General features: G+C 65.1%; 26 protein-coding genes and 1 tRNA gene. 14 read left to right on the forward strand and 13 right to left on the reverse strand.

The genetic code is table 11. The annotated features are described in order from the left end of the window. The first annotated feature begins 192 nt into the window (after window positions 1-192). Entirely contained in the window at window positions 193-894 is a 702-nt protein-coding gene (gene ctrA, locus V5279_RS34465) for a response regulator transcription factor CtrA (RefSeq protein WP_016848562.1), read from the forward strand. Window positions 895-977: 83 nt separating this feature from the next. On the opposite strand, the gene V5279_RS34470 is transcribed toward ctrA, so the two are convergent. Next, window positions 978-2,582, reverse strand: a complete 1,605-nt coding sequence (locus V5279_RS34470; protein ID WP_338691492.1) for a S53 family peptidase — start codon at window positions 2,580-2,582, stop codon at window positions 978-980. A 16-nt stretch (window positions 2,583-2,598) separates the two neighbouring features. Further along, entirely contained in the window at window positions 2,599-3,768 is a 1,170-nt protein-coding gene (locus tag V5279_RS34475) for a hypothetical protein (protein ID WP_338691493.1), read from the reverse strand. Between the two features lie 288 nt (window positions 3,769-4,056). Here V5279_RS34475 and V5279_RS34480 point away from each other — a divergent pair, with 288 nt between their 5' ends. The 4 genes from V5279_RS34480 to V5279_RS34495 all read left to right on the forward strand — a co-directional run bounded on the left by V5279_RS34480 (window position 4,057) and on the right by V5279_RS34495 (window position 6,517). Then, window positions 4,057-4,461, forward strand: coding sequence for a DUF350 domain-containing protein (locus V5279_RS34480; RefSeq protein ID WP_338691494.1), 405 nt, complete (start codon window positions 4,057-4,059; stop codon window positions 4,459-4,461). Between the two features lie 15 nt (window positions 4,462-4,476). Beyond that, window positions 4,477-4,908, forward strand: coding sequence for a hypothetical protein (locus V5279_RS34485; RefSeq protein WP_338691495.1), 432 nt, complete (start codon window positions 4,477-4,479; stop codon window positions 4,906-4,908). A 102-nt stretch (window positions 4,909-5,010) separates the two neighbouring features. Continuing rightward, complete coding sequence (locus tag V5279_RS34490) at window positions 5,011-5,232, forward strand: hypothetical protein (RefSeq protein WP_338691496.1); 222 nt, start codon at window positions 5,011-5,013, stop codon at window positions 5,230-5,232. 127 nt (window positions 5,233-5,359) lie between these two features. Beyond that, window positions 5,360-6,517, forward strand: a complete 1,158-nt coding sequence (locus V5279_RS34495) for a glutathionylspermidine synthase family protein (protein WP_338691497.1) — start codon at window positions 5,360-5,362, stop codon at window positions 6,515-6,517. A gap of 171 nt (window positions 6,518-6,688) precedes the next feature. Here the strand turns inward: V5279_RS34495 and V5279_RS34500 are convergent, their stop codons facing one another. From V5279_RS34500 to chpT, 6 genes are all read right to left on the reverse strand, one after another. After that, window positions 6,689-7,561 carry a protein-glutamate O-methyltransferase CheR gene (locus tag V5279_RS34500; RefSeq protein WP_338691498.1) on the reverse strand — a complete coding sequence of 291 codons (873 nt, stop codon included), beginning with the start codon at window positions 7,559-7,561 and terminating at the stop codon, window positions 6,689-6,691. After that, a complete protein-coding gene (locus V5279_RS34505; protein ID WP_338691499.1) occupies window positions 7,558-8,730 on the reverse strand; it encodes a chemotaxis response regulator protein-glutamate methylesterase in 1,173 nt (390 codons plus the stop codon). Before V5279_RS34505 ends, V5279_RS34500 begins: the two co-directional genes overlap by 4 nt. A gap of 77 nt (window positions 8,731-8,807) precedes the next feature. Continuing rightward, window positions 8,808-9,173 carry a response regulator gene (locus tag V5279_RS34510; RefSeq protein WP_029083688.1) on the reverse strand — a complete coding sequence of 122 codons (366 nt, stop codon included), beginning with the start codon at window positions 9,171-9,173 and terminating at the stop codon, window positions 8,808-8,810. A 63-nt stretch (window positions 9,174-9,236) separates the two neighbouring features. Beyond that, window positions 9,237-9,707, reverse strand: a complete 471-nt coding sequence (locus tag V5279_RS34515) for a chemotaxis protein CheW (RefSeq protein WP_166298427.1) — start codon at window positions 9,705-9,707, stop codon at window positions 9,237-9,239. Window positions 9,708-9,784: 77 nt separating this feature from the next. Next, complete coding sequence (locus V5279_RS34520; RefSeq protein ID WP_338691500.1) at window positions 9,785-12,526, reverse strand: hybrid sensor histidine kinase/response regulator; 2,742 nt, start codon at window positions 12,524-12,526, stop codon at window positions 9,785-9,787. Between the two features lie 192 nt (window positions 12,527-12,718). Beyond that, a complete protein-coding gene (gene chpT / locus V5279_RS34525) occupies window positions 12,719-13,366 on the reverse strand; it encodes a histidine phosphotransferase ChpT (protein ID WP_338691501.1) in 648 nt (215 codons plus the stop codon). Window positions 13,367-13,629: 263 nt separating this feature from the next. Here chpT and cysQ point away from each other — a divergent pair, with 263 nt between their 5' ends. Next, window positions 13,630-14,457, forward strand: a complete 828-nt coding sequence (cysQ, locus tag V5279_RS34530; RefSeq protein ID WP_338691502.1) for a 3'(2'),5'-bisphosphate nucleotidase CysQ — start codon at window positions 13,630-13,632, stop codon at window positions 14,455-14,457. Here cysQ and V5279_RS34535 read toward each other — a convergent pair whose 3' ends face one another. Next, window positions 14,458-14,922, reverse strand: a complete 465-nt coding sequence (locus V5279_RS34535; protein ID WP_166298430.1) for a YHS domain-containing (seleno)protein — start codon at window positions 14,920-14,922, stop codon at window positions 14,458-14,460. It abuts the gene before it with no gap. Window positions 14,923-15,075: 153 nt separating this feature from the next. Here V5279_RS34535 and V5279_RS34540 point away from each other — a divergent pair, with 153 nt between their 5' ends. From V5279_RS34540 to V5279_RS34550, 3 genes are all read left to right on the forward strand, one after another. Beyond that, window positions 15,076-15,681 carry a DUF1134 domain-containing protein gene (locus V5279_RS34540; protein ID WP_029080279.1) on the forward strand — a complete coding sequence of 202 codons (606 nt, stop codon included), beginning with the start codon at window positions 15,076-15,078 and terminating at the stop codon, window positions 15,679-15,681. Window positions 15,682-15,821: 140 nt separating this feature from the next. Further along, on the forward strand, window positions 15,822-17,117 hold the full coding sequence (locus V5279_RS34545) for a hypothetical protein (protein WP_338691503.1): 1,296 nt from the start codon (window positions 15,822-15,824) through the stop codon (window positions 17,115-17,117). Window positions 17,118-17,263: 146 nt separating this feature from the next. Next, window positions 17,264-17,338 (forward strand) — tRNA-Val (locus V5279_RS34550). Between the two features lie 67 nt (window positions 17,339-17,405). Here V5279_RS34550 and V5279_RS34555 read toward each other — a convergent pair. Further along, window positions 17,406-17,702 (reverse strand): hypothetical protein, encoded by a 297-nt coding sequence (locus V5279_RS34555; RefSeq protein WP_338691504.1) that lies wholly within the window; start codon window positions 17,700-17,702, stop codon window positions 17,406-17,408. 181 nt (window positions 17,703-17,883) lie between these two features. Here V5279_RS34555 and V5279_RS34560 point away from each other — a divergent pair, with 181 nt between their 5' ends. Then, window positions 17,884-18,255 (forward strand): DUF4118 domain-containing protein, encoded by a 372-nt coding sequence (locus V5279_RS34560; protein WP_338691505.1) that lies wholly within the window; start codon window positions 17,884-17,886, stop codon window positions 18,253-18,255. Between the two features lie 68 nt (window positions 18,256-18,323). Here V5279_RS34560 and V5279_RS34565 read toward each other — a convergent pair whose 3' ends face one another. After that, window positions 18,324-18,464 carry a hypothetical protein gene (locus tag V5279_RS34565; protein ID WP_165125659.1) on the reverse strand — a complete coding sequence of 47 codons (141 nt, stop codon included), beginning with the start codon at window positions 18,462-18,464 and terminating at the stop codon, window positions 18,324-18,326. Between the two features lie 182 nt (window positions 18,465-18,646). Between V5279_RS34565 and V5279_RS34570 the strand changes: the two genes are divergently transcribed. Then, window positions 18,647-18,880 (forward strand): hypothetical protein, encoded by a 234-nt coding sequence (locus V5279_RS34570; protein WP_338691507.1) that lies wholly within the window; start codon window positions 18,647-18,649, stop codon window positions 18,878-18,880. Window positions 18,881-19,251: 371 nt separating this feature from the next. Here V5279_RS34570 and V5279_RS34575 read toward each other — a convergent pair whose 3' ends face one another. Together V5279_RS34575 and V5279_RS34580 are read right to left on the reverse strand one after the other, a co-directional pair. Next, on the reverse strand, window positions 19,252-19,788 hold the full coding sequence (locus V5279_RS34575) for a hypothetical protein (RefSeq protein WP_338691508.1): 537 nt from the start codon (window positions 19,786-19,788) through the stop codon (window positions 19,252-19,254). A gap of 74 nt (window positions 19,789-19,862) precedes the next feature. Next, on the reverse strand, window positions 19,863-21,410 hold the full coding sequence (locus tag V5279_RS34580) for an acetolactate synthase large subunit (RefSeq protein ID WP_338691509.1): 1,548 nt from the start codon (window positions 21,408-21,410) through the stop codon (window positions 19,863-19,865). Window positions 21,411-21,635: 225 nt separating this feature from the next. Here V5279_RS34580 and V5279_RS34585 point away from each other — a divergent pair, with 225 nt between their 5' ends. The 3 genes from V5279_RS34585 (at window position 21,636) to V5279_RS34595 (ending at window position 25,302) form a co-directional block, all read left to right on the forward strand. Then, window positions 21,636-22,205 (forward strand): L,D-transpeptidase, encoded by a 570-nt coding sequence (locus V5279_RS34585; RefSeq protein ID WP_175619345.1) that lies wholly within the window; start codon window positions 21,636-21,638, stop codon window positions 22,203-22,205. A gap of 107 nt (window positions 22,206-22,312) precedes the next feature. Beyond that, window positions 22,313-23,113, forward strand: a complete 801-nt coding sequence (locus V5279_RS34590; RefSeq protein ID WP_338691510.1) for a DUF2927 domain-containing protein — start codon at window positions 22,313-22,315, stop codon at window positions 23,111-23,113. A 1,160-nt stretch (window positions 23,114-24,273) separates the two neighbouring features. After that, complete coding sequence (locus tag V5279_RS34595) at window positions 24,274-25,302, forward strand: MerR family transcriptional regulator (RefSeq protein ID WP_338691511.1); 1,029 nt, start codon at window positions 24,274-24,276, stop codon at window positions 25,300-25,302. Window positions 25,303-25,374 lie beyond the last annotated feature (72 nt).

A 25,374-nucleotide genomic window follows, 5' to 3' on the forward strand; every position in this document is an offset into this window, starting at 1 on the left:
CGGTTAGGAAAACCTACTTCTACGCAATATCTTAGGGCGATTCGACAAAAATTGCACGGTTAGAGCTTGCGTGAAGGAATCAGTTTTTGTTAACCATATCTCGTCAGGATCCGAATCAGTTGTTCAAAGGCGTTTTGAGTGCCGCAAGTGCGGCCGACCTGACGCCCGGAGCGGCGACTATAGGGGACTGGCATGCGCGTTTTGCTGATTGAAGATGATAGCGCCGTCGCGCAGTCGATCGAATTGATGCTCAAATCCGAGAGTTTCAACGTCTACACGACGGATCTCGGTGAAGAAGGCGTCGATCTCGGCAAGCTTTACGACTACGACATCATCCTGCTCGACCTCAACCTGCCCGACATGTCCGGTTATGACGTGCTGAAGCAGCTCCGGGTCTCGAAGATCAAGACTCCCATTCTGATCCTCTCCGGCCTCGCCGGCATCGAGGACAAGGTCAAGGGTCTCGGCGTCGGCGCCGACGACTACATGACCAAGCCCTTCCACAAGGACGAGCTGGTCGCCCGCATCCACGCGATCGTGCGCCGCTCCAAGGGTCACGCCCAGTCGGTCATCCAGACCGGCGATCTCGTGGTCAATCTCGACACCAAGACGGTCGAGGTCGGCGGCCAGCGCGTGCATCTGACCGGCAAGGAATACCAGATGCTGGAGCTGCTCTCGCTCCGCAAGGGCACCACGCTCACCAAGGAAATGTTCCTCAACCACCTCTACGGCGGCATGGACGAGCCGGAGCTGAAGATCATCGACGTCTTCATCTGCAAGCTGCGCAAGAAGCTCGCCAACGCCTCCGAGGGCCGCAACTTCATCGAGACCGTGTGGGGCCGCGGCTACGTGCTGCGCGAGCCGCACGAGGCCGACGAGCGCATTCCCGCCTGACCTTCCGGACGCTGCAGCGAACCCAGGGTTCGCTCCTCCCGACCTCAACCCCGCCGCAAATGGCGGGGTTTTTGTTTGGCATGCTACACGACCGGCGTTGCCGCAAGCGCCGCGACGAGATCTGCGCCCTTCGGGACACCCAGACCCGTGCAGGCGTTCCAACCGCGACCTGCATCGTAACCCTTGCCGCGGACGCGGTTGTTGCCCTGCTCGATCGGGCTGAACAGCGCCTGGTTGGCATAGAGCGTGAAATTAACGAAGCCGAGCGGCGCGTCACGCCCCGCATTGGCGATCGCGATCAGTCCGGCCCATAGCGGCGCGACTGCGCTGGTACCGTCCTTGATCAATACCGCACCGTTGAGGACGATGCGGTAGCCCGGCGTGGCGGCCGCTGCCGCGGCGACGTCGGGGACACCGCGCCGCACGGCTCCGTCATTGACGGACGCCGGCAGCGCGAGGGCGGATTGATAGGCCGGCACCGGAAAAACGTCGCTGATCCCGCCGCCGGTGCCGCTGACGCCGTCATTCCAGACGATTTCCCCATTGAGCGTCGCATCGGCGTCGCCGGCCGCAGGCTGCGTGCCGCCACAACTGAGCACATAGGGACTCGACGCGGGAAACCAGACATGCGCCTTGCCATCGTCCAATCCGCCGGTCGCAAGCTCGTCACCGGCCGCGAACAGCACCGTGACCTTCAAGCGCTGGGCGTCGGCCAACACCGCCTGCATCGCGTCGCGAGCGGACGAGCTCCAGAACATCTCGGCGCTGCCCCAACTGACGGACAAGACCTGCGGCCGGTTGACGTCGTCGAAGATCGCCTGATTGATTGCGCCGACCAGGCTCTGAATGGTGTTGCCGGCGAAATAGACCACGATCCGCGCCTTCGGCAGCAGGCCGGCCAGGATCTGGAGATCGAGCGCGATCTCCTCGTCGGACATCGTGCCGCCACCAAATTGATTGCCAATCCCCGGCGCCGCAGCAGCCCCGGCCGTGCTTGTGACCGCTTTGTCGACAACTTCAGGCGGGTCGCGCCCCATCGCCGTCAGCGCCTTCGCCAGGTCGGTGGCAAGATAACCGCCGCCCAGTGCGATGATGCCGACACAGACTTTCGAAACATCACGATCGAGCGGAATGCCGTAGCGCGCGGCGACATCCGTCGGCCACAAGCCTGCACCGGCTCCGGCCCCCGCGAGTGCGCGCAGCCGCTCCGGCGGCCTCGACACCGGCCGCTGGTCAAAGCCGAGGATCGCGCGGGTCCAGGGCGCGATGTCCTTCGGTACGACCAAGGCGCCGACGCGGGCGCGGAAGCGGCAATGGCCGTCGTCATAGACGCGAAGCGTGGCGCCGAGCACTTCGCTCAACAGGCGTGCCGTAGCCTCCAGCATGACGGTTCGCTGCGACAGATCGATTTCAAGCACCGTGACGCGATACCGCGCCGCCAGCTTCCTGATGCGCGCAGCGGCGCGGCCGTGGGTGCGGCGGCGCTGCGTTGCCAGCGCGTGCCGCGTGATCGGCTTCGCCAGCCGGGCAAGATCGCCGGCGCTGCCCGGCTGGAACGCGTCGGGCGTGCGCCGCTTCAGGTAGATCGTGACGACGATGCGTTCGTCCGGATCGACCTCGCCGACATAGCTCGCACCCGGCGGCTCGGCGCGATAGCTGCCTGCAAGCTGGATCTTTTGCCCGGTCACCGGCGCATCCAACAGCCTATTTCCCGGTGCAGCCGCTCGGCTGCGGCGGAGTCTGGGTGTCGTCGATCGCGCAGAACGGGATCGACCAGACGAAGTCTGCGGAGGTCGCAATCTGCGTCAGGCCGGGCATGCCCTGGAAGATCGGCGGCTGCGTGGAGAAACGCCAGAACCAGTTGGGCTGGATCGGGCCGAGCGGCGCGCCGTTGTTGTCGAATCCGGCGCCGGTGGTCGCAGCACCCGTGTTGTCCCAGGCCGCGCGGCCGTGGCAAGTCATGCACGAGGATTGATCGACAAAACCCCGCTCGGTGACCGAATTGCCGACACGGATGTCGAGGCCGGTCGCATCGGTGAAATCGGTCTGCGATCCCTTGAGACAATAATTGGCGAATGCCGGATCCCAGTTGGCGGATGCGATCATCGCCGCCAGCGCCGGCGTCTTCACGCAATCAGGATAGGCCTGGTTCGGCTGCGGATTCGGGTTTACCGGGTTGGTCTGCGCGCCGAATGCGTCGTGGCAGCCGATGATGTCGCAGCGTCCGGGACTGAACTTGTGCTCGAAGGTCGCCCACGTCCAGTTCGGGACCGCCTTGGAGATGATGTGCATGGAGACGAAGGCGTATTGCTGGCCGTCGGAGCCGGTGTTGACGTGATAGAGCTTGGGCACGTCGGCGAGCGAGACCCTGCCACCGCTGAATTCCGGAATATCCGTCACCAGCATCCAGTTCGCCTTCACCTCCATCGCGGCAACCGGGAATGACAGCGCCTTGCCAAACGCCGTGCGAAGACCGGACACCTTGTACAGGTTGTTCTGGACGATGAAGTCGAACGACTCCTTGTTGCGGCGGGTTTCCTCGAGGAAGCCCGCGCCGGGCGGGATCGCCGGCAACAGCTTGCCCGACTGCTGCAGTGCCAGGCGGCCCAGCCTCGGCACCGCGGGCTGGCGCAGCGCGAGCGGCGCTGGCGCCGTCGGGAATTGCGGATTGGTCTTGAACGTATCGGAATCGCTGGCCCAGGTCTCGAACAGGGCATTGCTGCCGCCGGCGCTCGTATTGACCTGAATGAAGAACTGCCAGGCCAGTTGATCCGGCAAATTCATCGCCGGGTTCGGCGTCGTTTGCGACACGGCCGGACCAACGGGAAGCAGACACAAGCCGCAACCGAGTACGGCGTTGACCAATCGTCTCATCGTCAGCCTCCTCGAGTATCGCAGGGTTCAGACACGGTCTGCCGATTGCGGATCGGCACGCATGTGGCCGGCGCCATCACCGAGGGTGACCGCGCGCCAATCACCAAAGGTTGCATTCTGTATAGAGGACGATTGCTGATTTCCGTGTGAAGCGGCTCACAGGCGGGCTCGGCATGTGGGCCCCTGATGTCCCTCACTGCATCGCAAACGGGATTTCGAACCGAAGCTTCGCGAACTGCGACCAATGGGCTATACGACGACCGAGAAGCGGCAGTTCGGGCGCATCACATGATCCTGCAATCCCTCGCCGGCCTGCCGGCGTTCCTGGTCTATTTCTGCACGGCGCTGATCGCCGTGGTCGCCTACCTCTTCGTCTACACGCGCGTCACGCCGCACGACGAATTCCAGCTGATCCGCGACAATGATCCGGCGGCGGCGATTGCGCTCGGCTTGAGCCTGCTCGGCTTCGTGCTGCCGGTGGTCAGCGCCATCGCCCACTCCGCCAATGTGATCGACTGCCTGATCTGGAGCATCATCGCGCTGATCGTGCAGATCATCGTCTATTACATCGTGAAGATCCCGGTGCCGAACCTGTCGGCGCGGATCGCCGCAGGCGACCTCGCGCCGGCGATCTGGCTCGGACTGTCCTCGCTGGCCGCAGGCGCGCTGAACGCGGCCTGCATGATCTACTGAGCCAATGAGCTAACCATGGCGCGCAAACCGAACCCGGATTTCGGCAAACGGCGGCCGGTCGTGCCGGCGGTGCCGCCGCGGCCGGATCCACCCTCCAAGCGCTCCAACCATGTCGCGCTGCTGATCATGGGCACGCTCGCGGTCGGCGGCAGCGCCTACGCGCTGATGCCGCGGCCGAATTGCCAGCCCGTGCCGCCGCCGCCACCGGGCGTCACCGCACCGGGCACCACTGCGCCAGTGCCCCCGCAACCCGGCGTCGATTGCACGGCGCGCAGCTCGTCGTCCGGATCGGGCGGCAGCGGCGGCTCCTCGCGCAGCAGCTTCTACAGCAGCAGCTCCTCGTCGGGCGGCTCGTCCTCCTCGTCGAGTTCGTCGTCGACCTCCTCGGTCAGCCGCGGCGGCTTCGGCTCGTTCGCGCATGCGTTCGGCTTCGGCGGCGGCGGATGAGCATCTTGTGGTGTCATCGGCGCGTCATCGCGCTTTCGCTTGCCCGGCCATCCCGGCTGGTGGACACTCGGCGCGGCTCCGCAGATGACAGGGATTGCGTCGATGAAACGCTCGCGCCGCGTATGGCTGAAATTGATGGGAAGCGTCGCGATCGGCGCGGCGTCGATCGGCCTGACGCCAGGTCAAGCTCGCAGTCACCACCATGCAGGGCACAGACCGAAGAAAAAGCAGCCCGAGCAATTGTCGCCCTCCGGCGGCTTCGGCGGCGCGCCGCGCAGCATCGCCCGCTTCGGCGACGGCGATCCCTCGCATGGCGGAAGCTAGAGCATGATCCGAAAAAGTGGACACCGGTTTTCCGCGCGACAAACGCGAAGCGTTTGCGCGGAGATCATGCTCAAGCAAATCTGACACCAAGCTGACACGCGTCGTCTGAAGATCACGGGCCACCCTCATGCAACGCATCGCATGCCCCGAGCGCGACGATTGGCAAACGACCGCCGAGAACGCCGGCTTCACCTTCCACAGCATTGACGGGGAACGGTACTGGGACGAGCGTGCCTATTACGCCTTCACGCTGGACGAGATCGAGCGCGACATCGAAGCGCCGACCGGCGAGATCGAGGCGATGTGCCTCGAGCTCGCCGGCCGTGCGGTCAAGGACGAGCGCTATCTGCGCCGGCTGAAGATCCCGGAGGCGTACTGGGATCTGATCGCTGTGAGCTGGCGCCGCAAGAACCCGAGCCTGTACGGCCGGCTCGACCTCAAATTCAGCGGCAGCGGCCCGGCAAAGCTGCTCGAATACAACGCCGACACGCCGACCTCGATCTTCGAGGCGGCGGTGTTCCAATGGACCTGGCTCGAACAGGCGATCGCCCGCAACATCATCCCGAAGCGCGCCGACCAGTTCAACTCGATCCACGAGGCGCTGATCGAGGCCTGGAAGAGGATCGGCGCGACCCACCCGCTGCACCTCACCGGCCTGACCGGAAATGCCGAGGACGCCGGCACGCTCGCCTATCTCGAGGACACCGCAGCGCAAGCCGGGCTGAAGACCACGCTGCTCGACATCGAGCAGATCGGGCTGCGCAACGACGGCCAGTTCGTCGACCTCGACGAATGCCCGATCAGGCTGGCGTTCAAGCTCTACCCGTGGGAGTGGATGTTTCACGACGCGTTCGGCAAGAATCTCGCGGCCGCGCCGACGCAGTGGATCGAGCCGCCCTGGAAGGCGATCCTGTCCAACAAGGGCATCCTGCCGCTGCTGTGGGAGATGTTCCCAAACCACCCCAATCTGCTGCCGGCCTATTTCGAGGACGACCCTCAGGCCGCAAGCCTCGGCACCTCCTACGTGCGCAAGCCGATCTATTCGCGCGAGGGCGCCAACGTCGAACTGGTCAGCGCCGGCCTTACGCTGGTCGCGGAGGAAGGCCCCTACGGCGCCGAAGGCTTCATCCGCCAGGCGCTGGCGCCGTTGCCGAATTTTTCCGGGCAGTACCCCGTGCTCGGCAGCTGGCTGGTCGACCACACGCCGTGCGGGCTGTCGATCCGCGAGGACGAGAACCCGATCACCGGCAACACCTCCCGGTTTCTGCCGCACGCGATTTTGTAGCTGGCAGAGACGCGCACATCTCGATTCCCGTCATTCTGAGGTGCGAGCCCTTGCGAGCCTCGAAGGATGCACGGCCCGGCTGGTGGCCGTCGACCCTTCGAGACGCCGCTTCGCGGCTCCTCAGGGTGACGGAACAGGCGGAGTCGCCTTCCTGATCCGGAGAGATCTAGCTCAACGCGAAGCCGAAGCCACCGCCTTCAGCACATGAACCGCGGCGCCGGCACGCGCGACGGGAGCAACGCTCGGCTGATACAGCCCGCGCCGGTCGGGATAGGGCCTGAACAAAGTGGTGATACCGACCACGGACTCTGCAGCGCCAAGCGCCAGCACGCCGTCGGGCTCGAGCATCCGCGCGATCTTGCCGAAGATGCCGGCCTTGGTCTGCTGATCGAAATAGATCAGCACGTTGCGGCAGAAGATCACGTCGAAAGTGCCGAGATGCGACAGGTCCTGCAGCAGATTGAGCTGGCGGTGCTGCACCATGCCGCGGATATCGGCGTTGAGCTGCCAGAGCTCGCCCTGCTGCACAAAATACTTCACCAGCAGCTGGATCGGCAGGCCGCGCTGCACTTCGAACTGGCTGAACAGGCCGGCCTTGGACTTTTCCAGCACCGCCTGCGACAGGTCGGTGGCGACGATCTCGATGCGCCAGCCGGCGAGCAGCGCGGTCATTTCCTTCAGCAACATCGCGATCGAATAGGGCTCCTGCCCGGTCGACGAGGCCGCGCACCAGATCCGCAGGCTGCGGCGGGAGGCGCGCGCCCGCGCCAGCGCGGGCAGCACCGCGTCCTTCAGATGGTCGAACGGGATCTTGTCGCGAAAGAAGAAGGTCTCGTTGGTGGTCATCGCCTCGACCACCTCTGACGTCAGCGGCTCGGCACCGCCCTTCATCCGCTGCACCAGATCGGGAATGCCGGCGAGGTTCGACCGGCGCGCCAGCGGCAGCAGGCGGCTCTCGACGAGATATTGCTTGTCGGGCGACAGATCGAGACCGGACCGCTCCTTCAGCAGCTTACGCAGATACTCGTAGTCCAGCGGCGTCACGCACGATCTCCCGAAAACACGCGAACAAGTTTCGGTGCGATCTGATTGAGCGGCAGCACGGCGGCGCAGATTCCGGCATGGACCGCGGCACCGGGCATGCCCCACACCACGCTGGTGGCTTCGTCCTGGGCGATTACGCTGCCGCCGGCGGCGACGATATCCTTGCCGCCGCGCATGCCGTCGGAGCCCATGCCGGTCAGGATCACCGACATGATGCTGCCCTGCCAGACATCGATCGCGGAGGTGAACATCGGGTCCACCGCGGGCTTGCAGAAATTGACCGGCGGTCCGTCGTCGAGCGCGATGGTGGCATCGATGCCGTGGCGAGCGATGCGCATGTGGCGTCCGCCCGGCGCCAGATAGATCTGGCCCGGCTTGATGCTCTCGCCGTCGATTGCCTCATGAGCCGGACGCTTGCTGGCGCGCGCCAGATGCTCGGCGAGAATGGTGGTGAAGGTCGGCGGCATGTGCTGGGTGATCAGTACCGGGAAGCGATCGATCACCGGTCCGATCTCGCCGACCAGCGTCATCAGCGCCTGCGGGCCGCCGGTGGAGGAGCCGATCAGCAGCACCTTCGGCGGCAGCAGGCCGAACGCGCGGCGCACAATCGGCGCCGCCGCGACGGGTGCAGCGGGCGTTCCCGGAGCCGCCGTGCGCAGTCTGTCATGTCCGGGCGCAAGCGGCGGGCTCGCCGTCGTGTGCCCGGTGCCGCGTCGCGCCTTGGCGCCGAGATGACGGATCTTCTGGATCAGGTCGTGACGGAAGGTCTCCGCGGCGGTCGCCTCGCGCGTGCTTTCCGGCTTCGGAATGTAATCGGACGCGCCGAGCGACAGCGCCTTCAGGCTGATCTCCGCATTGCGGCGGGTCAGCGTCGAGGCCATGATGATGACGAGGTCGCGCTTCTTCGCCAGGAGCTGCGGCAGCGCCGAGATGCCGTCGAGCTCGGGCATCTCGATATCGAGCACCGCAACGTCGGGGTTGATGCGCTCGAGCTGGTTGACCGCATCGAGGCCGGTACGCAGCGATGCCACCACCTCCATGTCGGGCTCGGCACCGATCCAGCGCGAGATCATCCCGCGGATCACCACGGAATCGTCGACCACCATCACCCGCACCTTGTCGGTACGGGTCGATGTCGGGACCGCAGCACTTGTCAACGCAATACTCATGACTTCACCAGCGACGCAACACGACGCACAACAAACCGTTGAGCCGAAGGCTTCTGCCGCCGGATCGAACGATCGACTTAAATCAGACCGACTTCCTGGAACTTCGCGGTGACGATGTCCCGGTCGAACGGCTTCATGATGTATTCGTTGGCACCGGCATGCAACGCGCGTGCGATATGCGCGACGTCATTCTCGGTGGTGCAGAACACGACCTTGGGCTGATCACCGCCGGGCATGCGGCGGAGATTGCCGAGAAATTCGTAGCCGTCCATGACCGGCATGTTCCAGTCGAGCAGCACCGCTTCCGGCATCGCCCGCTTGCAGGCTTCGAGCGCCTTGGCGCCGTCCTCGGCCTCGATGATCTGGAAGTCGAGCCCTTCCAGGATGCGACGGGCGACCTTGCGAATGACGCTTGAGTCATCGACAACAAGACAGGTTCTCATTTGCGACCTCTACTTCCTCATCCCCGGTGGGATGTTTCAGTTCTTCAGTTCTGGCGGCCCTGTTCACGCCGCTTTGGCGTCGGGCACCAGTTCGAGCACGCGATCGATATCGAGGACGACCATGAGCTGGCCGTCGAGGCGGTAGACGCCGCCGGCGAGCTTGGCCATGCGGGGATCGAGGTTGACCGGGTTGTCCTGGCGGCTGTCGTCGGGCAGCCGCAGCACTTCACCGATCTGGTCGATCAGGAGGCCATAGGATTCGCCGCGCTGGTCGACGCCGACCGCCATTGGCGGCTGGCCGTCAGCGGCCTTCGGCAGCCCGAGCCGGGCGCGCATGTCGACCACGGTGACGATGCGGCCGCGCAAATTGAGCACGCCGGCGATCTCGGTCGACGACAGCGGAACCCGCGTCAGCCGCTCCGGCATGAACACGTCCTGCACCCGCGAGATCGGTAAGCCAAACAGCTGCCCGCCGATCACAGCGGTGACGTATTCGGCCATCGCGCCTTCACTGGTCTCGGTCTTGCTGGTCATCGATCCTGTTTCCTTCGGGTCCTTCGTTTGAGCATGATCTGATCGGAAAACCGGTTCCCACTTTTCCGGATCATGCTCTAGGCCGCCCGGCGCAGTTCGGCGGTCTGCTCTTTCAGCGCCGCGATCAGTCCGGGACGGTCAAACTTGGCGACATAGTCGTGGAAGCCGGCCTGCCGGCCGCGCTCGATCGCCGCCGGCGACACCATCGCCGACAGCGCGATGATCGGCAGCCCGATCAGATTGTGGTCGCTCCGGATGTTCTCGGCGAACTCAAAACCGTTCATCTCGGGCATCTCGATGTCGGTCAGCACCACGTCGAAGGCCTGCCCGGAACGCAGCGCGGCGAGCCCTTCCTGGGCGTTCGGCGCGGTCCGCACCTTGTAGCCGGCGGCTTTCAAGACCGGCGCCAGCATGTTGCGAAAGAACGCGCTATCATCGACCAGCAGCACCGACTGCGCTGACGCCGACGGCCGCATCTCCTTGCGCGAGAACCAGTCGGCAAACGCCATCGGCAGGAAGTGGCCGACGTCGATCACCTCGGTGGCCTGTCCCTTGATCACCGCCGAGCCCAGAATGCCGTCCTGGCTACCTGCGACCTCGATGTTGAGCCGCTCCTCGACGATGTCGATGATCTCGTCGACCACGAGCCCCATCGAGCGGCCGTCGTCGGCGAACACCAGGATCGGCTGCGACCCTTGGGTCTGCACCTCGACACCGGCCATCTGCACCAGCGGCATCAGCTGCTCGCGGTACTGCACCATGTAGCGACCGTTACTGAGCTCGATCTTGTCGGTTGCGATCTCCTCCAGCCGGGTGACGAGACCGAGCGGCACCGCCTTGGGCTGGCTCGAGCCGGCGCGGAACACCAGCAGCGAGGTCAGCTGCTCGCCGCTCGAGGCGTGCGCCGCGGCATTGTCTTCGGCCATGTCATGGGCCGAGGAGCCGGAGGCGCCGAGCGCCTTGGCGATGCCGTTGGGGTCGATGATCATGATCACGGCGCCATCGCCCAGAATGGTGTTGCCGGAGAACATGTCGATGTGACGCAGTTTCGTCGACATCGGCTTGACCACGATCTCCTCGGTGTGGAACACGCCGTCGACCACGATGCCAAAGGTCTGGCTGCCGACTTGCGTCACCACAATAAAACCGTTCTCGGCGTCGGTGGTGGTCGCGCCGTCGTCGATCTTGAGCAGCTTCTTGAGATGGATCAGCGGCAGCAGCTTGTTGCGCAGCCGCAGGACCGCGGTGTCCTTGATCCGCTCGATGCGGTGCTCGGAGTTGGCGCGGGCCCGCACCAGCTCGACCACGGACAATTGCGGGATCGCAAAACGGTCGCCGCCGGCTTCGACGATCAGGGCGGAGACGATCGCCAGGGTCAGCGGGATCTTGATGGTGACGGAGGCGCCCTCGCCGGCCACGCTCTTGATGTCGATGGTGCCGCCGATCTGGTCGATATTGGTGCGCACCACATCCATGCCGACGCCGCGGCCGGACACCGAGGTCACCTGCGCTGCGGTCGAGAAGCCCGGTGCGAAGATGAACTTGTGGATCTGGGCTTCGGTCATCTTCTCCAGTTCAGCCTCGGTGACGAGGCCGTTCTGGAGCGCTTTGGCCTTGATCCGCTCGGTGTTGAGCCCGCGGCCATTGTCGGCGATGCAGATGATGATGTGGCCGCCCTCGTGATAGGCACTGAGGCGAATGGTGCCCTGCTCCGGCTTGCCGGCTGCGACCCGCTCGGTGGTGGTCTCCAGCCCATGATCGGCGGAGTTGCGCACCATGTGCGTCAGGGGATCCTTGATCAGGTCGAGCACCTGGCGGTCGAGCTCGGTGTCGGCGCCGTGCATTTCCAGTTCGATCTGCTTGCCGAGTTCGCCGGAGAGGTCGCGGACGATGCGGGGCAGCTTCTGCCAGGCATTGCCGATCGGCTGCATGCGCGTCTTCATGACGCCCTCCTGCAGCTCGGCGGTGACGTTGGAGAGCCGCTGCAGCGGCACCTTGAACTCGGTGTCCTCGTTGCGCCTTGAGATCTCGAGCAGCTGGTTGCGGGTCAGCACCAGCTCGGAGACCATGGTCATGAGGTGTTCGAGGGTGTCGACATTGACCCGGATCGACTGGTTGGCGATCTTGTCGCCTTCCTGGACGTCCTCACCGGCGGCCTTGCGGGCCGGCTTCTTCGCGGGCTCGGCGGCTTCGGCCGCAGGCGCTGCGGGAGCAGCGGCGACGAGCTTCACGACAGGTGCGGGTGCGGCGACTTCGGTCGCGGTCTCGCGGAAGGCGCGCTCGAGCTCGTCGAGCGAGACCTCGCCCGGACGCAGCGGACGCTCCAGCGTCTGCACCACCAGCGTGCCTTCAGTCATTGCTTGGGTCATGTCAGCCTGCACCGACGGCGCTTCGACGACAGGCACGTCTTCTTCGGCAGTCTCACCTGCAGCCATTGCGGCCATGCCGCGCTCGACCATCGCTTCCAGCTGATCGATCAAATCGCGGTCGTTGCCCTCAGGCTCAGCCTCGGTGGCCTCCAGCCCTGCAAGGATCTCCTTGATGCGGTCGATCGAGGACAGGATCAGCGTCACGGCTTCCGCCTTCACCGGCATGCCGTCGCGGAATTTGCCCATCAAGGTCTCGCCGGCATGCGCCAGCGCTTCCAGCCGCGGCAGCCCGAGGAAGCCGCAGGTGCCCTTGATCGTGTGCACCAGGCGGAAAATGTTATCCAGGATCTTCGCGTTGTTCGGGTCCTGCTCGAACTGCACCAGCTGGTTGTCGACCGTATCCAGGCTCTCGCTGCTCTCCGTCAGGAACTCACGCAACAGATCGTCCATGAAACCAACCTTCGAAAACGCAGCGGCGCGCGACATCGACGCGCCTGACGGAACCGGGCCAGCTTCTCCGCAAAGCGTTTAAGTTTGGTTGAGCAAATGGAAAAGAACGGGATCAACAAAGAGATAAGGCCGCGCGATCGAATCGCGCGGCCGGTCGTAACCTTTGATTAATGATGTTCCCGCGGGCCGCGTTCAGGACGCGGCGATAATGACCTTGTCGCCGTCGAGCGTGAGCGTCACTTTCAGCCCGCAGGCGTCCGCCAGCAGGCGGGTGTAATGCGGCTGCACCGCATGCGCATCGACCGTGTTCGACGAGGTCGCATTCAGGAGATCGACGATGTTCTGCGGCACGCGCGCATTGAGGCCCGCGGCCGTGATGCGGAAGCTCATCGCCTCGCCGTCGCCGACCGGATCGATGATCAGCGTGCCGCCGCGCGGGATCGTCTGCTGCGCGATGACCAGCATGTTCAGCAGCAGCTTGACCCGGTTCTTGGGCAGCAACAGCCGCGGCAGATTCCAGGTCAGCGTCACCTTGCCGTCCTCGATGTGCCCCTTCGCCATGTTCTGGGCATCGCCGAGATCAATCTGCGCACCGGAGGAACCGGCCGCGCCGAACGCCAGCCGGCAGAACTGCAACCGGGCCGACGCGGTCTTGGCGCTCTTGCGAATGAGATCGAGCGCGAAGTCGCGATCTTCGGGCTTGGGATTGTCGTCAAGGACCTCAAGCCCATTGACGATCGCGCCGACCGGGCTGATGAGATCGTGACAGACCCGCGAGCACAACAGCGCCGCAAGTTCGAGTGCATCGGGAGCGGGACCGGGAGACGAAGTGCCAGACATCGATTGTTTCCTGGAAAGCCGCACGCCGCGGGAGGAGTGCGAATCACGCATGCCTGTCGGCTTGATACACCGCGCAGACGGATGCTGCCAGCTTGCGGCGGGACTGATAAAGCATGATCCGGACGGGAACCGCCGCGTTCACGCAAAGTGGAAACCGGTTTTCCGAAAAGACCATGCTCAAACAAGGAGATGAGATCATGATGCGAGGCCGTGTCATCGCATCACGATCTCTGGGGAAGACGAACAGGATATGAGACCCGCCCATGAATAAGGCACAGCCGCCCGTGATCGGCTGCGAGGCCGCCGCCACGCTGCTCGAATCGCTGACCGAGCTGGCGATCCGGGCCGGCGAGGCGATTCTTGCGGTCAACCGTTCCGCGATGAATGTCACCGGCAAGAGTGACGGCTCGCCGGTGACCGAGGCCGATCTCGCCGCCGACCATATCATCGTCGAAGGGCTGACGCGGCTGGCGCCGCACGTGTCGCTGCTGTCGGAGGAGCGTGTCCATCTGGCGACGCCGCCCTACAAGGACAGTTTCTTCCTGATCGATCCGCTCGACGGCACCAAGGAGTTCGTCGCCGGCCGCAACGAATTCACCGTCAATGTGGCGCTGGTCACGCACGGCGTGCCGCTGCTCGGCATCGTGGGCGCACCCGCGCTCGGCCTGATCTGGCGCGGCATCGTGGGCAAGGGCGCCGAGCGGTTGACGCTGCAGAACGGCGCGGTTGCGCAGGCCGTGCCGATCAGGACCCGTCTCTGCCCGCCGCGCGGCGCGCCCTGGACGGTTGCGGTGAGCCGCTCACATGGCGACGCGCGCACCGAAGCCTTCATCGACGAACGCGGCGGCGCGGTCCGCGCCGTGCTGGGCTCGGCCGTCAAGTTCTGCCGTGTCGCCGAAGGTCAGGTCGACATCTATCCCCGCCTCTCGCCCACATCCGAATGGGACGTGGCGGCCGGTCACGCGGTCGTCGTTGCCGCCGGCGGCAAGGTAACCGATGCGAACGGAGGCCCACTGCATTTCGGGCTGGGCCGCGAGGACTTTCTGGTGCCGGAATTCATTGCCTGGGGCGACCCGGCCGCAGCGTCGTGATCACTGCGCGAGATTTTCTGCCAGCTCCGGCCAGCGCGCCGCGGCTTCGTTCAGGAAGTGCGCGGGATCGGCGGCGAAGGCATCGCGGCTGCGTTCCCGGTTGAACAGATAAAGCCGATTCCCGACCACCGCCCAGAATCGCGGATTGCCTGCACAGGTGACGCCGCGCACCAGGTCGGTCGGATCATAGCCGCCGAACTGCGGTCCATAGATTTCGGGATGCGCCACGAACGAGGCGCGGTTGCCCGCGTTGCGGAAGCGCCAGACGACGCCACTTGTGGCGGCCTCGAATTCGGGCCGCCCCTGGGTCGCAGCGGAGTCGGTGAAATAGGCGACGGGATCGAATCCCTCGATCGCTAATCCCGAGTAGCGGTTCGTCACCACGCGCTCGGTCGTGGCGGCCCCAACAGGCAGTGGCGGCCAGGTAGCCGCCAAAATGCCCGCCAACAGGCCGAAAAACGCCATCCCCCGGCACGATCCATATCTTTCCTGCCGTTGTACCGTCATAGTTGATACCGATAACATCCGAGTCGAGGGGACACTGGACGCAACCTAGAGCCGTGCCTGTTGGCATCAGGTTAAAGGGCAACGCCCGGATTTCGATAGCAGGGGTTCTTTATGAGTTTCGCATCACGCCTTGCCGCGGTCGCGTTCGCCGCGCTGATGTGCTGGAGCGCGGGGGCATCGGCACAGCAGGGGCCGCCGCCGCAATATCCGCCGCCGCAGCGTGAGCCGACCCCGTATACTTACGGGCCCGACGAGCTGGTCGGAGCTGGGCACAAGTTCTTCGGCAATGTCTCGCGAGGGCTCGCCTCGGTCATCGAGCGCGCGGTCAGCCAATGGGGTCTGCCCAACGGCTATGTGCTCGGCGAGGAAGGCTCCGGCGCTTTCGTGGCTGGGCTGCGCTATGGCGAGGGCACGCTCTACACCAAGAATGCCGGCGATCTCCGGGTCTACTGGCAAGGTCCTTCGGTCGGCTTCGACTGGGGCGGCGACGGCGCGCGGACCATGACGCTGGTCTACAACCTGCCCTCGACGCAGGCGATCTACCAGCGCTTCGTCGGCATCGACGGCTCGGCCTATATCGTCGGCGGCTTCGGCATGACGGCGCTGACCGCCAACAACATCGTGCTGGTCCCGATTCGCTCGGGCATCGGCCTGCGGCTCGGCGCCAGCGTCGGCTATCTCAAATACACCCCGCGCGCGACCTGGAACCCGTTCTAGGTCGCGGCCCTGATCGGGTGATGACGCCGGCGCTCCGGCACGGTTAGCGATTCAGGTTAACGCGGCGAACGGGCTGGCCTTCGGCCGGCCTGCCGTGGCATTGTGATTAACAATTTCCTTCTTTCTTGGAGTGACCCTTCATGATCGAGCCGATCATGTACGCGGCGATCGGTTTCCTGATCTCGATGCTGTGCGGCCTGATGATCGTGCCCCTGGTGCATAACCGGGCGGTGCGGCTGACCACGCGCCGCATGGAGGCGGCCACCCCGCTGTCGATGGCCGAGATCCAGGCCGACAAGGACCAGCTCCGCGCCGAGTTCGCGATGTCGGCCCGCCGGCTCGAGATGAGCGTCGATCAGCTCAAGAGCAAGACCACAAGCCAGCTCGCCGAGATCGGCAAGAAGACCGACGCGATCAATCGCATGAAGATCGAGCTGGGCGAGAAGAACGCCGCGATCTTCGCGCTGGAGGCGCGCGAGAAGGCGATGAAGGAGCAGCTTCGCGCCACCGAGGAAGAGTTTACCGCCAAGACCGAGCTGCTGCGCACTGCCGAGCAGGCGCTGACCGACAAGCAGAGCGAGCTCGGCAAGATCAACGCCGCGCTCAACGACCGCTCGATGACGGCCGACAGCCGGCAAGTCGAACTGGTCGCGGTGCGGACCCAGGTCGAGGAGTTGAAGAACCGGGTCGGCGATGCCGCCAGGGAGTTCGCGGCGACCGAGGCACGCCTCGCCCAGGAGCGCAGCCAGTCGGAAACCGCTACGCGCGATCTCACCGATGCGCGCGGCCGGGTCGAGAATCTGAGCCAGCGCGTCACCGATCTCGACCGCCAGCTGATCGTCCAGGTGAAGGAAGCCGAGATGCTCGGCAACCGCGTCACCGACCTCGAGGCGCGGCTCGCGACCCAGGGCAAGCTGCTCGCCGAGCGTGAATTCGAGAACGGCCAGCTCAAGCAGGCCAACGCCGCCGCGGAGCGGACGGTGCAGGAGCTGCGCGAGGAGATCGCGGCGGCGGGCGGCGGCAAATCATCCGCACTCGAGAAGCTGCGCCAGGAAAAGGCGGCGGCCGAGGAGCAGCTACGCATCGCCCGCGACGAACGCGGCAAGCTGCAGCGCGACATCAACGCGATCCAGCAGCAGGCCGAAAGCTCCTGGGCGACCGAGCGGATGGAGAACGCGCTGCTGCGCGAGCGCATCAACGACATCGCCGCCGAAGTGGCCAAGCTCGCGATCCAGCTTGAGGGACCGAACTCGGCGATCGAGGCCATGCTGGCGGCCGAGCCGACCGTGCCGGCCAAGGCGACCGCCAAGCCCGCCAACGGTGCCGCCAATGGCGTCTCGCCTGGCAGCGCGATGCCCGAAGGCGGCGGGACGCTGGCCGAACGCATCCGGGCGCTGCAGTCGCACGCCTCCCGCGCCCGCCAGCAGGGCGCCTGATCCCCGCAGGGTTTGATGTCCTGCAGGCCTTGATTCCTGAAGGTCTTGGCTTGACACCCCTACCCGGCACTTCGTAAATCGCACGCTCTGACGAAGCGCCTCTATCGACCGGCCGCCGACCAGCGGCCTTTGGCACGTCACATCCCGGACGCATAGCTCAGCGGGAGAGCGTTCCCTTCACACGGGAGAGGTCCAAGGTTCGATCCCTTGTGCGTCCACCATTCCCCTTCCTGCCAGCAGATCAATTAACGTCGCGGCGGTCTGAGCGCGGTTCGCCCGGCATCTCCCTCATTGCCGGCGGCGGTGCGGGGCCGATGACGGCTTGGCGGTGCGGCGGCTGAGTTCGCCGAGCAGGTCACGGACGGCGCCGTCGAGTTCGTCGGGCGGGGTGGCGTGATCGGCCTGTTGCGTGCCGGTCGGCCGATACCGGCCGCGCGCGGAAATGTCGTCATTGGCGGCCCGCGCCTTCGGCGCGTGAATGCGCTGCGGCGACCGGCGTCGGCGGCGCGAGATCAGCTCGCGGACGCCATATCCCGATACGAACCCGATCCCGGCGACGAGAACGACAATCAGAAGCTCCAGCATTGTGCTGTCCCCAATCACCTTGCCGCAATGCAATAAGCGCGACAATGCGGCAGGGGCTTGACCGGGCCGGTTCCTTTTCACGGTATCGAGCAGAACGCCGCCCCCCACGGAGTCCTACGGTGTTCTATTCGCGAGCCTCCTCGGCTACCTTCCCGGAACTCGCGGAGGCCGGGACGTCTCGATGCGCAAGGGCAATGACTACATTCTGAAGCTGCGGCCGTGGTCGTTGTCGACGTTCGTGGTCGCCCTGCTGGCCGTGGTGCTGGCCACCGCGACCCAGGAGATGTTCGCGACCTTCGGCATGCAGCTCTATTTCGCAGGTTTTGTGCCGGCGATCCTGATCGCGGGCCTGATGGGCGGCGCACCGGCCGGCGCCTTTGCGACGATCATCACGGTTCCGATCGTCTGGTGGGCGTTCATGCCGCCCTATTTCGACTTCGCTTGGCCCACCGCCGAAGACTATGACAGCCTGGCGATGTTCCTGTTGTCGAGCGCGCTCTTGGTCTGCTTCTCGCAGCTCTACCGGGAAGCGCTGGTGATCTTGCGGAAGTGAGTCGCCGACGCATGCCGATGCTGCTTGCCGGTGCCGGCAAGCCGCTGGGCTGCAAGGACCGTTCGCTGTCAGATTCCGAACATCCAGACCGCAACGATGGTCGCCAGGGTCGCCACGCCGCTGACCGTCCAGCCCACCGCGTAGAAGGTGTCTTCGGGGGCGGTATCGAGCATGGTGCCGGTGGTTTCCGTCATCGATCGCCAGCGCATGGCGCGTCTCCTCGGAACTCCTGCCCAGCGACATAACGCAGCTCGAGGTTCCCGGTTCCGCGGCCTGCACGAGGGTTGCGCCGTTCACGTGCTGCTCGCGGACTGCTGATCCGGGTTGCGGAACCTGCGACATTCTGTCCCGTTGAGGGGCGCCGGAGAAACCAACTTGGGAGAACCATCCGATGCGAACACTGATCCTCGCCGCCACGGCGCTTGCCTTCGTCTCGTCCGCCGCACTCGCGCAGGACAAGGCGGGCACGAGCCCGGCCCCCGCCGCAAGCGGCGACACCGCGGCCAAGGGCGAGGCGTCCAAGATGGCGCCGAAGAAGAAGGCGAAGAAAGCCGCAAAGAAGTCGAGCGCCAAGACTAGCGAAAAGGCTGGGGAAAAGACCGGCGACGACGCGGCCAAGCAATAGACAGAAGCAATCGCCCACAGAAACAATCGCGCTTTGCGATCTCTTGGCGATCTCGGCGATCACGGAAAAGGCCGCCCGAGGGGGCGGCCTTTTCTGTCTCGGTTCGCGGGCTGTCTCGACCCGTCACGTCGCAATCGGCTGCGCCGCCGGTTTGGGGAGCGAGAGCGGAGCCCGTGAATTCAAGTGCAGGAGGGGGAGCGAAACAGTTGCGGAGCCGGTAATCCGCACCGCCATCGGATCGTTCTGAAATTGACCACCAGCCCCAGTAATTGCTCCACCTCCCGCGCCTTCTGTTCTGCCGCGCATGCGAAGGTGGCGCATGATCCAAACGGGCTATCACGGCAATGCGGAGAGAAGATTCATCCATCAACTTAGTGCTGAGCGCCATTGTCATGCTTGCCCGCAAGCCCGCCCGCGTCCAGCCGCTCGGCAAACCAGCGTGATGCGGTGCTGTCGATGACGCCGCCGGCATAGACCTCGGACAGGCTCACCCCGTCCTTTCCCACGATCAGCAGTACGCCGATCGCGTAGGCGAACCAGACATTCGGATCGGTCAGCGCCTGCAGCTTGCGCTGATCGTGCTCGAGAAGCTGGTGATTGCCGTCCTTGCGCAGCTCGATGGCCAGCAGATTGTTCGGGATGTCGCGCTGATGCACGACGATATCGGGATAGATCGACTTGCCGAGATGGTCATCGGTCGAGATCGTCGAACCGCGCGGCAGCCGCAGCGTGCGCTCGCCGAGCCGGTCGTAGTTGCAATCGACCTGCCAGCCGGAAAACTGCCGCTCGACATAGACGGCCAGCCGGTGAGTAAGCGTTCGCTCGCCGAGATCGCGCTCCAGCAGGAACGTCTCCTGCGCATAAAATTCCTCGATGGCGGCGATCACCTTGGTCAGCTCGGTCTGCATTGGCGCCTCCGACTGGACTAAAGCGCGATGAGTTTCATCGCGGGCCGCCGCCGCGGCCTTCTAAAGCGGTGTGTCTACATCTGCACTTCGATCAGCCGCGGTCCCGGCTCGGCAACGGCTTCCGCCAGCGCCTTGTTGAACTCGTCGGCCGTCGTCACCACCCTGCCCGGCACGCCCATGCCCCTGGCGAGCGCGACGAAGTCGAGCGTCGGGCGATCGATCTTGAGCATGTCCTGTGCCCGCTTGCCCGGCTCGCCGGCGCCGACGCCGTCGAATTCGCCGCGCAGGATCTGGTAGATGCGGTTGGCGAACACGATGGTCACGACGTTGAGGCCTTCGCGCGCCTGCGTCCACAGCGACTGGATCGTGTACATCGCCGAGCCGTCGCCGACCATGCAGATCACCTTGCGGTCCGGACAGGCGACGGCGGCGCCGGTTGCGACCGGGGTCGAGAAGCCGATCGAGCCGCCCATGTTCTGCAGCCAGTCATGCGGCGCTGAAGCCGCCGTCGGCGGGAAGAAGCCGCGGCCGGTGGTGACGGATTCATCGACCATGATGGCATTCTCGGGGATCGCACACGCAATCGCCTGCGCGATCGTGGCGTGATTGAGCGCGCCGGTCGGCTTGGCCAGATCCTGCAATTGCTGCGGCTTGACGTCGTGCACTATGGCATGCAGCGCGCCCGCGAGCGCCTCGAGGGCTGCGACAGAATTCTCGCCCCAGGCGGTCATGCGATGCACCTCGCAGCCTTCCGCCTTCAGCATGCTTGGCTTGTTCGGATAGGCGAAGAACGCGACGGGATCGTTGGCCTCGACCAGCACGATGTGACGGAAATTCTTCAGGATCGGCAGCGCCTGCTCGATCACATAGGGGATGCGGTTGATCGAGAACCGGCCGCGGCCGCGCGCCATGCGCGGATGATAGGTCTGGCCCATCACGGTGCAGCCGGTCTTGCCGGCAATGCGCTCGGCGAACACCAGCCCCTGCTCGGTCAGCGCGCTGCCGGTGACCAGCAGCAGCGTGTGCGCGGCGTCGTTGTGCAATATCTTCGCGGCCCGCTCGACCGCCTGCGGCGAGTAGCTCGGACGCTGGGTGTCGACAGCCACTTCGGCGATGCCGTCGGCCTCGTTCCAGGCGGTGTCGGCCGGCAGGATCAGGGTTGCGATCTGCGGCGGCGCGCTCCTGGCCGCGGCGATCGCGGCCGCGCCATCGGCTGCGACCGACTTGGCATCCGGCGACGTGCGCACCCAGGATGACATCGGCCGCGCTAGGCCCTCGATGTCAGAGGTCAGCGGCGCGTTGTAGCCGATGTGGTAGGTTGCGTGCTGGCCGACGATATTGACGATGCCGGAATGGGCCTTCTTGGCGTTGTGCAGATTGGCAAGGCCGTTGGCGAGGCCGGGCCCGAGATGCAGCAGCGTCGAGGCCGGCGTTCCCTTCATGCGGAAATAACCGTCGGCCGCACCGGTCACCACGCCTTCAAACAGACCGAGCACGCAACGCATGCCCGGGACCTTGTCCAGCGCCGCGACGAAATGCATCTCCGAGGTGCCCGGATTGGTGAAGCAGACGTCCACTCCGCCCGCAACCAATGTCCGCACCAGACTTTCCGCACCGTTCATGATCCCGCTCCCGCCAGAGATGTTTCTTGAGGTTGATCCAGATCAACCATTCTTCATCCGCTTCGTCAAAGGCTTGGCCGGACAATGCAGGTATCGCTTCCGATCTGTTGCCTTTTTAAACCGTGTCGTCGGAAAATGGCTGGTGTCACGGCTTCGTCGCTTGCGAAACGCCGGCGATTGTGGCCTTTCTGGCTGCATATTTGATTGTTCGCGAGGACGATGACGATGCGCCCGATTGCCTTGATGTTTGCCGCGCTCACGATCCTGGCAGGTGCCGGCCAGGCCCACGCCCAGTTGTTCGATTCCCGTGGCTACCAGTCCGAGCCCCCGAGCTTCTTCGGCAACGGCGCGAGCCCGATCCCGCGCACCACCGTCAACTACCCGACCAACTACGCGCCGGGCACCATCGTAGTGAACACCGCCGAGCGCCGGCTCTATCTGGTGCAGGGCAACGGCCAGGCGCTGCGCTACGGCATCGGCGTCGGCCGCGACGGCTTCCGCTGGGGCGGCGTCCACCGCATCTCGGCGAAAAAGGAATGGCCGTCCTGGACGCCGCCCAGGGATATGCTGCGCCGCCGCCCCGATCTGCCGCGTCACATGAACGGCGGGATCGAGAATCCGCTCGGCGCGCGCGCGATGTATCTCGGCTCGACGCTGTACCGGATCCACGGCTCGAACGAGCCGGAGACGATCGGCCAAGCGGTCTCGTCGGGCTGCTTCCGCATGACCAATGACGACGTGAAGGACCTCTATGATCGGGTCTCGGTCGGCACCACTGTCGTGGTGAAGAACTGATCGCGTCGGTTTCACCGGAACCAGGCGCCACCGTCCGGCAGGATCGCTGATCTCGCCGCCTTGATCCCGTCTTGCGCTGCCGCAAGCATTGCGGCAGCGTCGTCAGAATGCCCCAGCACCGCCCTTCGATCCTGCTCGTTCTCGCTGCAGCGCTCGCCGCTTGCCTCACTGACGCCACCGTGCCCGCGGCCGGCGCCGAGGTGCCGGCCGTTGTCGTGCGTCAGCGCAACGAGAAGAAGCTCTTCACCGACGCCGAGATCGTCGAGGGTTTTCTGAAGACCGCATTCGGTGCCGAATATCATCTCGCCGGACGGGTCGATCGCATCCGCAAATACGACAGCCCGGTGCGCGTGTTCGCCGACGGCAGCCGCGCCGACCGCAAGGCCCAGCTCGCCAAGGTCATCGCCGACATCCGAGCCAAGGTGCAGCATCTCGACATCGCGATGACCGAGAGCAGCGACGCTGCCAATGTCGTGGTCAAGCTGGTGCGCGACCGCGAGCTCTACCGCACCATCGCGACCTTCTACGGCCAGGACCGCGCCAAGGAAATCCGCTCCTCGCTCGATCCGCAATGCCTGTCCGGCTTCCGCAAGAACGAGAACTACGAGATCGAGCATTCCGATGTGATCCTCACCGTCGACAACGGCGATTTCGTCTTCCTCGACTGCGCCTATGAGGAGCTGCTGCAGTCGCTCGGCCCGATCAACGATACCGCGACCGTGCCGTGGACCATGTTCAACGACAGCGTCTCGATGGGCTATTTCGACGTCTACGACCAATATCTGCTCAATTTGCTCTACGACCCCCGGATCAAGCCCGGCATGACCGTGCAGGAGGTCAAGGCCGTGCTGCCCGACGTGCTCACCGACGTCCGCGCCTGGGTGGCGAAGGTGAACCATCTGGAGTGAGTCTTGGTTTGCACGGAGCGCGCCGCACAGATCCGAGTATTGCGATAGCCACAGCTTGCCAGGCGCTCCGTCGTCTTCCTGGCGAAAGCCAGGACCCACCACCGCAGTTGATGATGAACGGGATCGCGGCCCAAGCATCGCACAACAATTTGCATTCGGGGTAATGGGTCCTGGCTTACGCCAGGACGACGCTGAGGATGGTTATCGATTCAACCTCTCAAACAGCTTGTTCGGTGTCATCGCCCGGCTTGACCGGGCGATCCAGTATTCCAGAGGAGCCGGTTGCTAAGGTGAGAGGCCGCGGCGTACTGGATCGCCCGGTCAAGCCGGGCGATGACAGTGTGGGTGGGGACATAGCTTCGCGTTCTCGCGACATGAATCGTCCGAGCTTTGCTCTTCGGCTTGCCCTCCTATCGATCAGAGGGCGCAGGGAAAGCCGGGTGCCGATCGCACCCATGGGCCCCGAGCAAAAGGTAGAAAGCTCGGGGGTAGGACCACAGGTGTAACCGGAAACACTCCGGCTTTCCCTGCGCGATGGGTTACGGCTTATTTCGTGCTCTCCCCGGCGAGACTGGGCTTGCTTGTCACCGCCTTCGCAAGACGCAATTGCGTCTTACAAGGGGACACCGGCCGCTAGGGCGTCAGGACCACACGACTTCACCGTCCGCATCACATGCGTTCGTCGCTCGCATGATCAGCGTCCACCGCATCCCACACCGCGTTCGTGACGATCGCGAGCCGCCCCTCGTACCGGGTGAGACCGGCGAACCATACACTGAGTTGCCATTCCGATAAACGGAAATATTTTTGTTGTGGGGGCTTGCCACGTCGGGCAACTCAGTGATTGGCGCGTCAGGGACGCACCGGCGGCAGGGTTCCCTCTCCCTTGCGGGGGAGGGTTAGGGAGAGGGGTGCCACACGACGTGCTCCTTCGTTTCTGCGACGGCGACAAGCGAACAAGTTGCGAGAGCGATGCGCTCATCAATCATCTCGCCCGGGGCCACCCCTCTCCCCGCCCTCTCCCGCAAGGGGAGAGGCAGCCCGAGATACGTGCTCACCTCACCGCTATCCGATAGATGAGGATCACCACCCTCCCCGCTTGACCTTGCCCCTGCGGCCGCCTCCATAAGAGACGCGGTCAGACGATGCGAGGTGATTCGATGAATGCTGCCGCCCGTTTTCTCAGTCCGTCCGAAGCTGCGAGGCAGCTCGGCATCTCGGCCAAGGCGCTGCGCCTGTACGAGGAGCGCGGCCTGATCGCGCCTTCCCGCACGCCGGCGGGATGGCGCGCCTATGGTCCGGCCGAGATGGCGCGCGGCGCCGAGATCGTCGCGCTGCGTGCGCTCGGCCTTGGCATCGGTGAACTGGCGCGGGTCCTGAGCGGCGATGCCGCCGTGCTCGACCGCGTGCTGGCTGCGCACGAAGCCACGCTCGAAGCGCGCGTCCGGCAATGCGGCGACAGCATCGCCAGGGTGCGGGCGCTGCGCGCCGACCTCGGCCGCGGCAAGATGCCCGCGGCGCGCGACGTGATCGGCGCAGTCAGGGCGCGACCGGCGATCGCCGTCGCGTTCGATCTGCCGTGGCCCTGGGGCGGCGAGCGCTTCGAGCTGCGCGACGTCAAGCCGCTGAACTACATCGTCGGCCCGCTCGGCAGCGGCAAGACGCGCCTCGCGCAGCGGCTTGCGGAAGCGCTGCCCAACGCCACCTTCGTCGGCCTGGACCGCGCAGCCGATGGCGGCGCGGCGGTTCGCGCGCGTCTCGATGCCGATCCCGCCCACAAGGCCAGGGTCGATGCAAGCCTTGCCGCTCATCTCGCTGACGGCGCCGTGGAGACACCGGCATTGACCACGCTGCTTGCAGAGCTCGAGGCCGACGGCGACGCGATCCCCGTGATCGACATGCTCGAGCACGGGCTCGATGCGGCAAGCCAGGAAGCGGTGATCGCGCAGCTGCGTCGTCGCGGACCGGAGGCGCGGCCGCTGTTCTTCCTGACGCGCTCCAGCGCGATCCTGGATCTCGACGCGGTCGGCGACGACGAAGCGATCATCCTGTGCCCCGCCAATCACAGCGTGCCGGCCTGCGTCACGCCGGTGCCCGGCGCGGTGGGCTATGAAGCGGTCGCGACCTGCCTCGCCTCGCCGGAGGTGCGCGCGCGGACCGAAGGCATGATCGCGTGGCGGCCGGCCTGATTTCTCGTCTTGGTTGTATTCTGATAATATAATAGTGCACGATGCCGGTCGATGCGCGGCGAAAAAGTGTGC

The organism is Bradyrhizobium sp. 26S5 (assembly GCF_036923295.1).
Classification (GTDB): domain Bacteria; phylum Pseudomonadota; class Alphaproteobacteria; order Rhizobiales; family Xanthobacteraceae; genus Bradyrhizobium; species Bradyrhizobium septentrionale.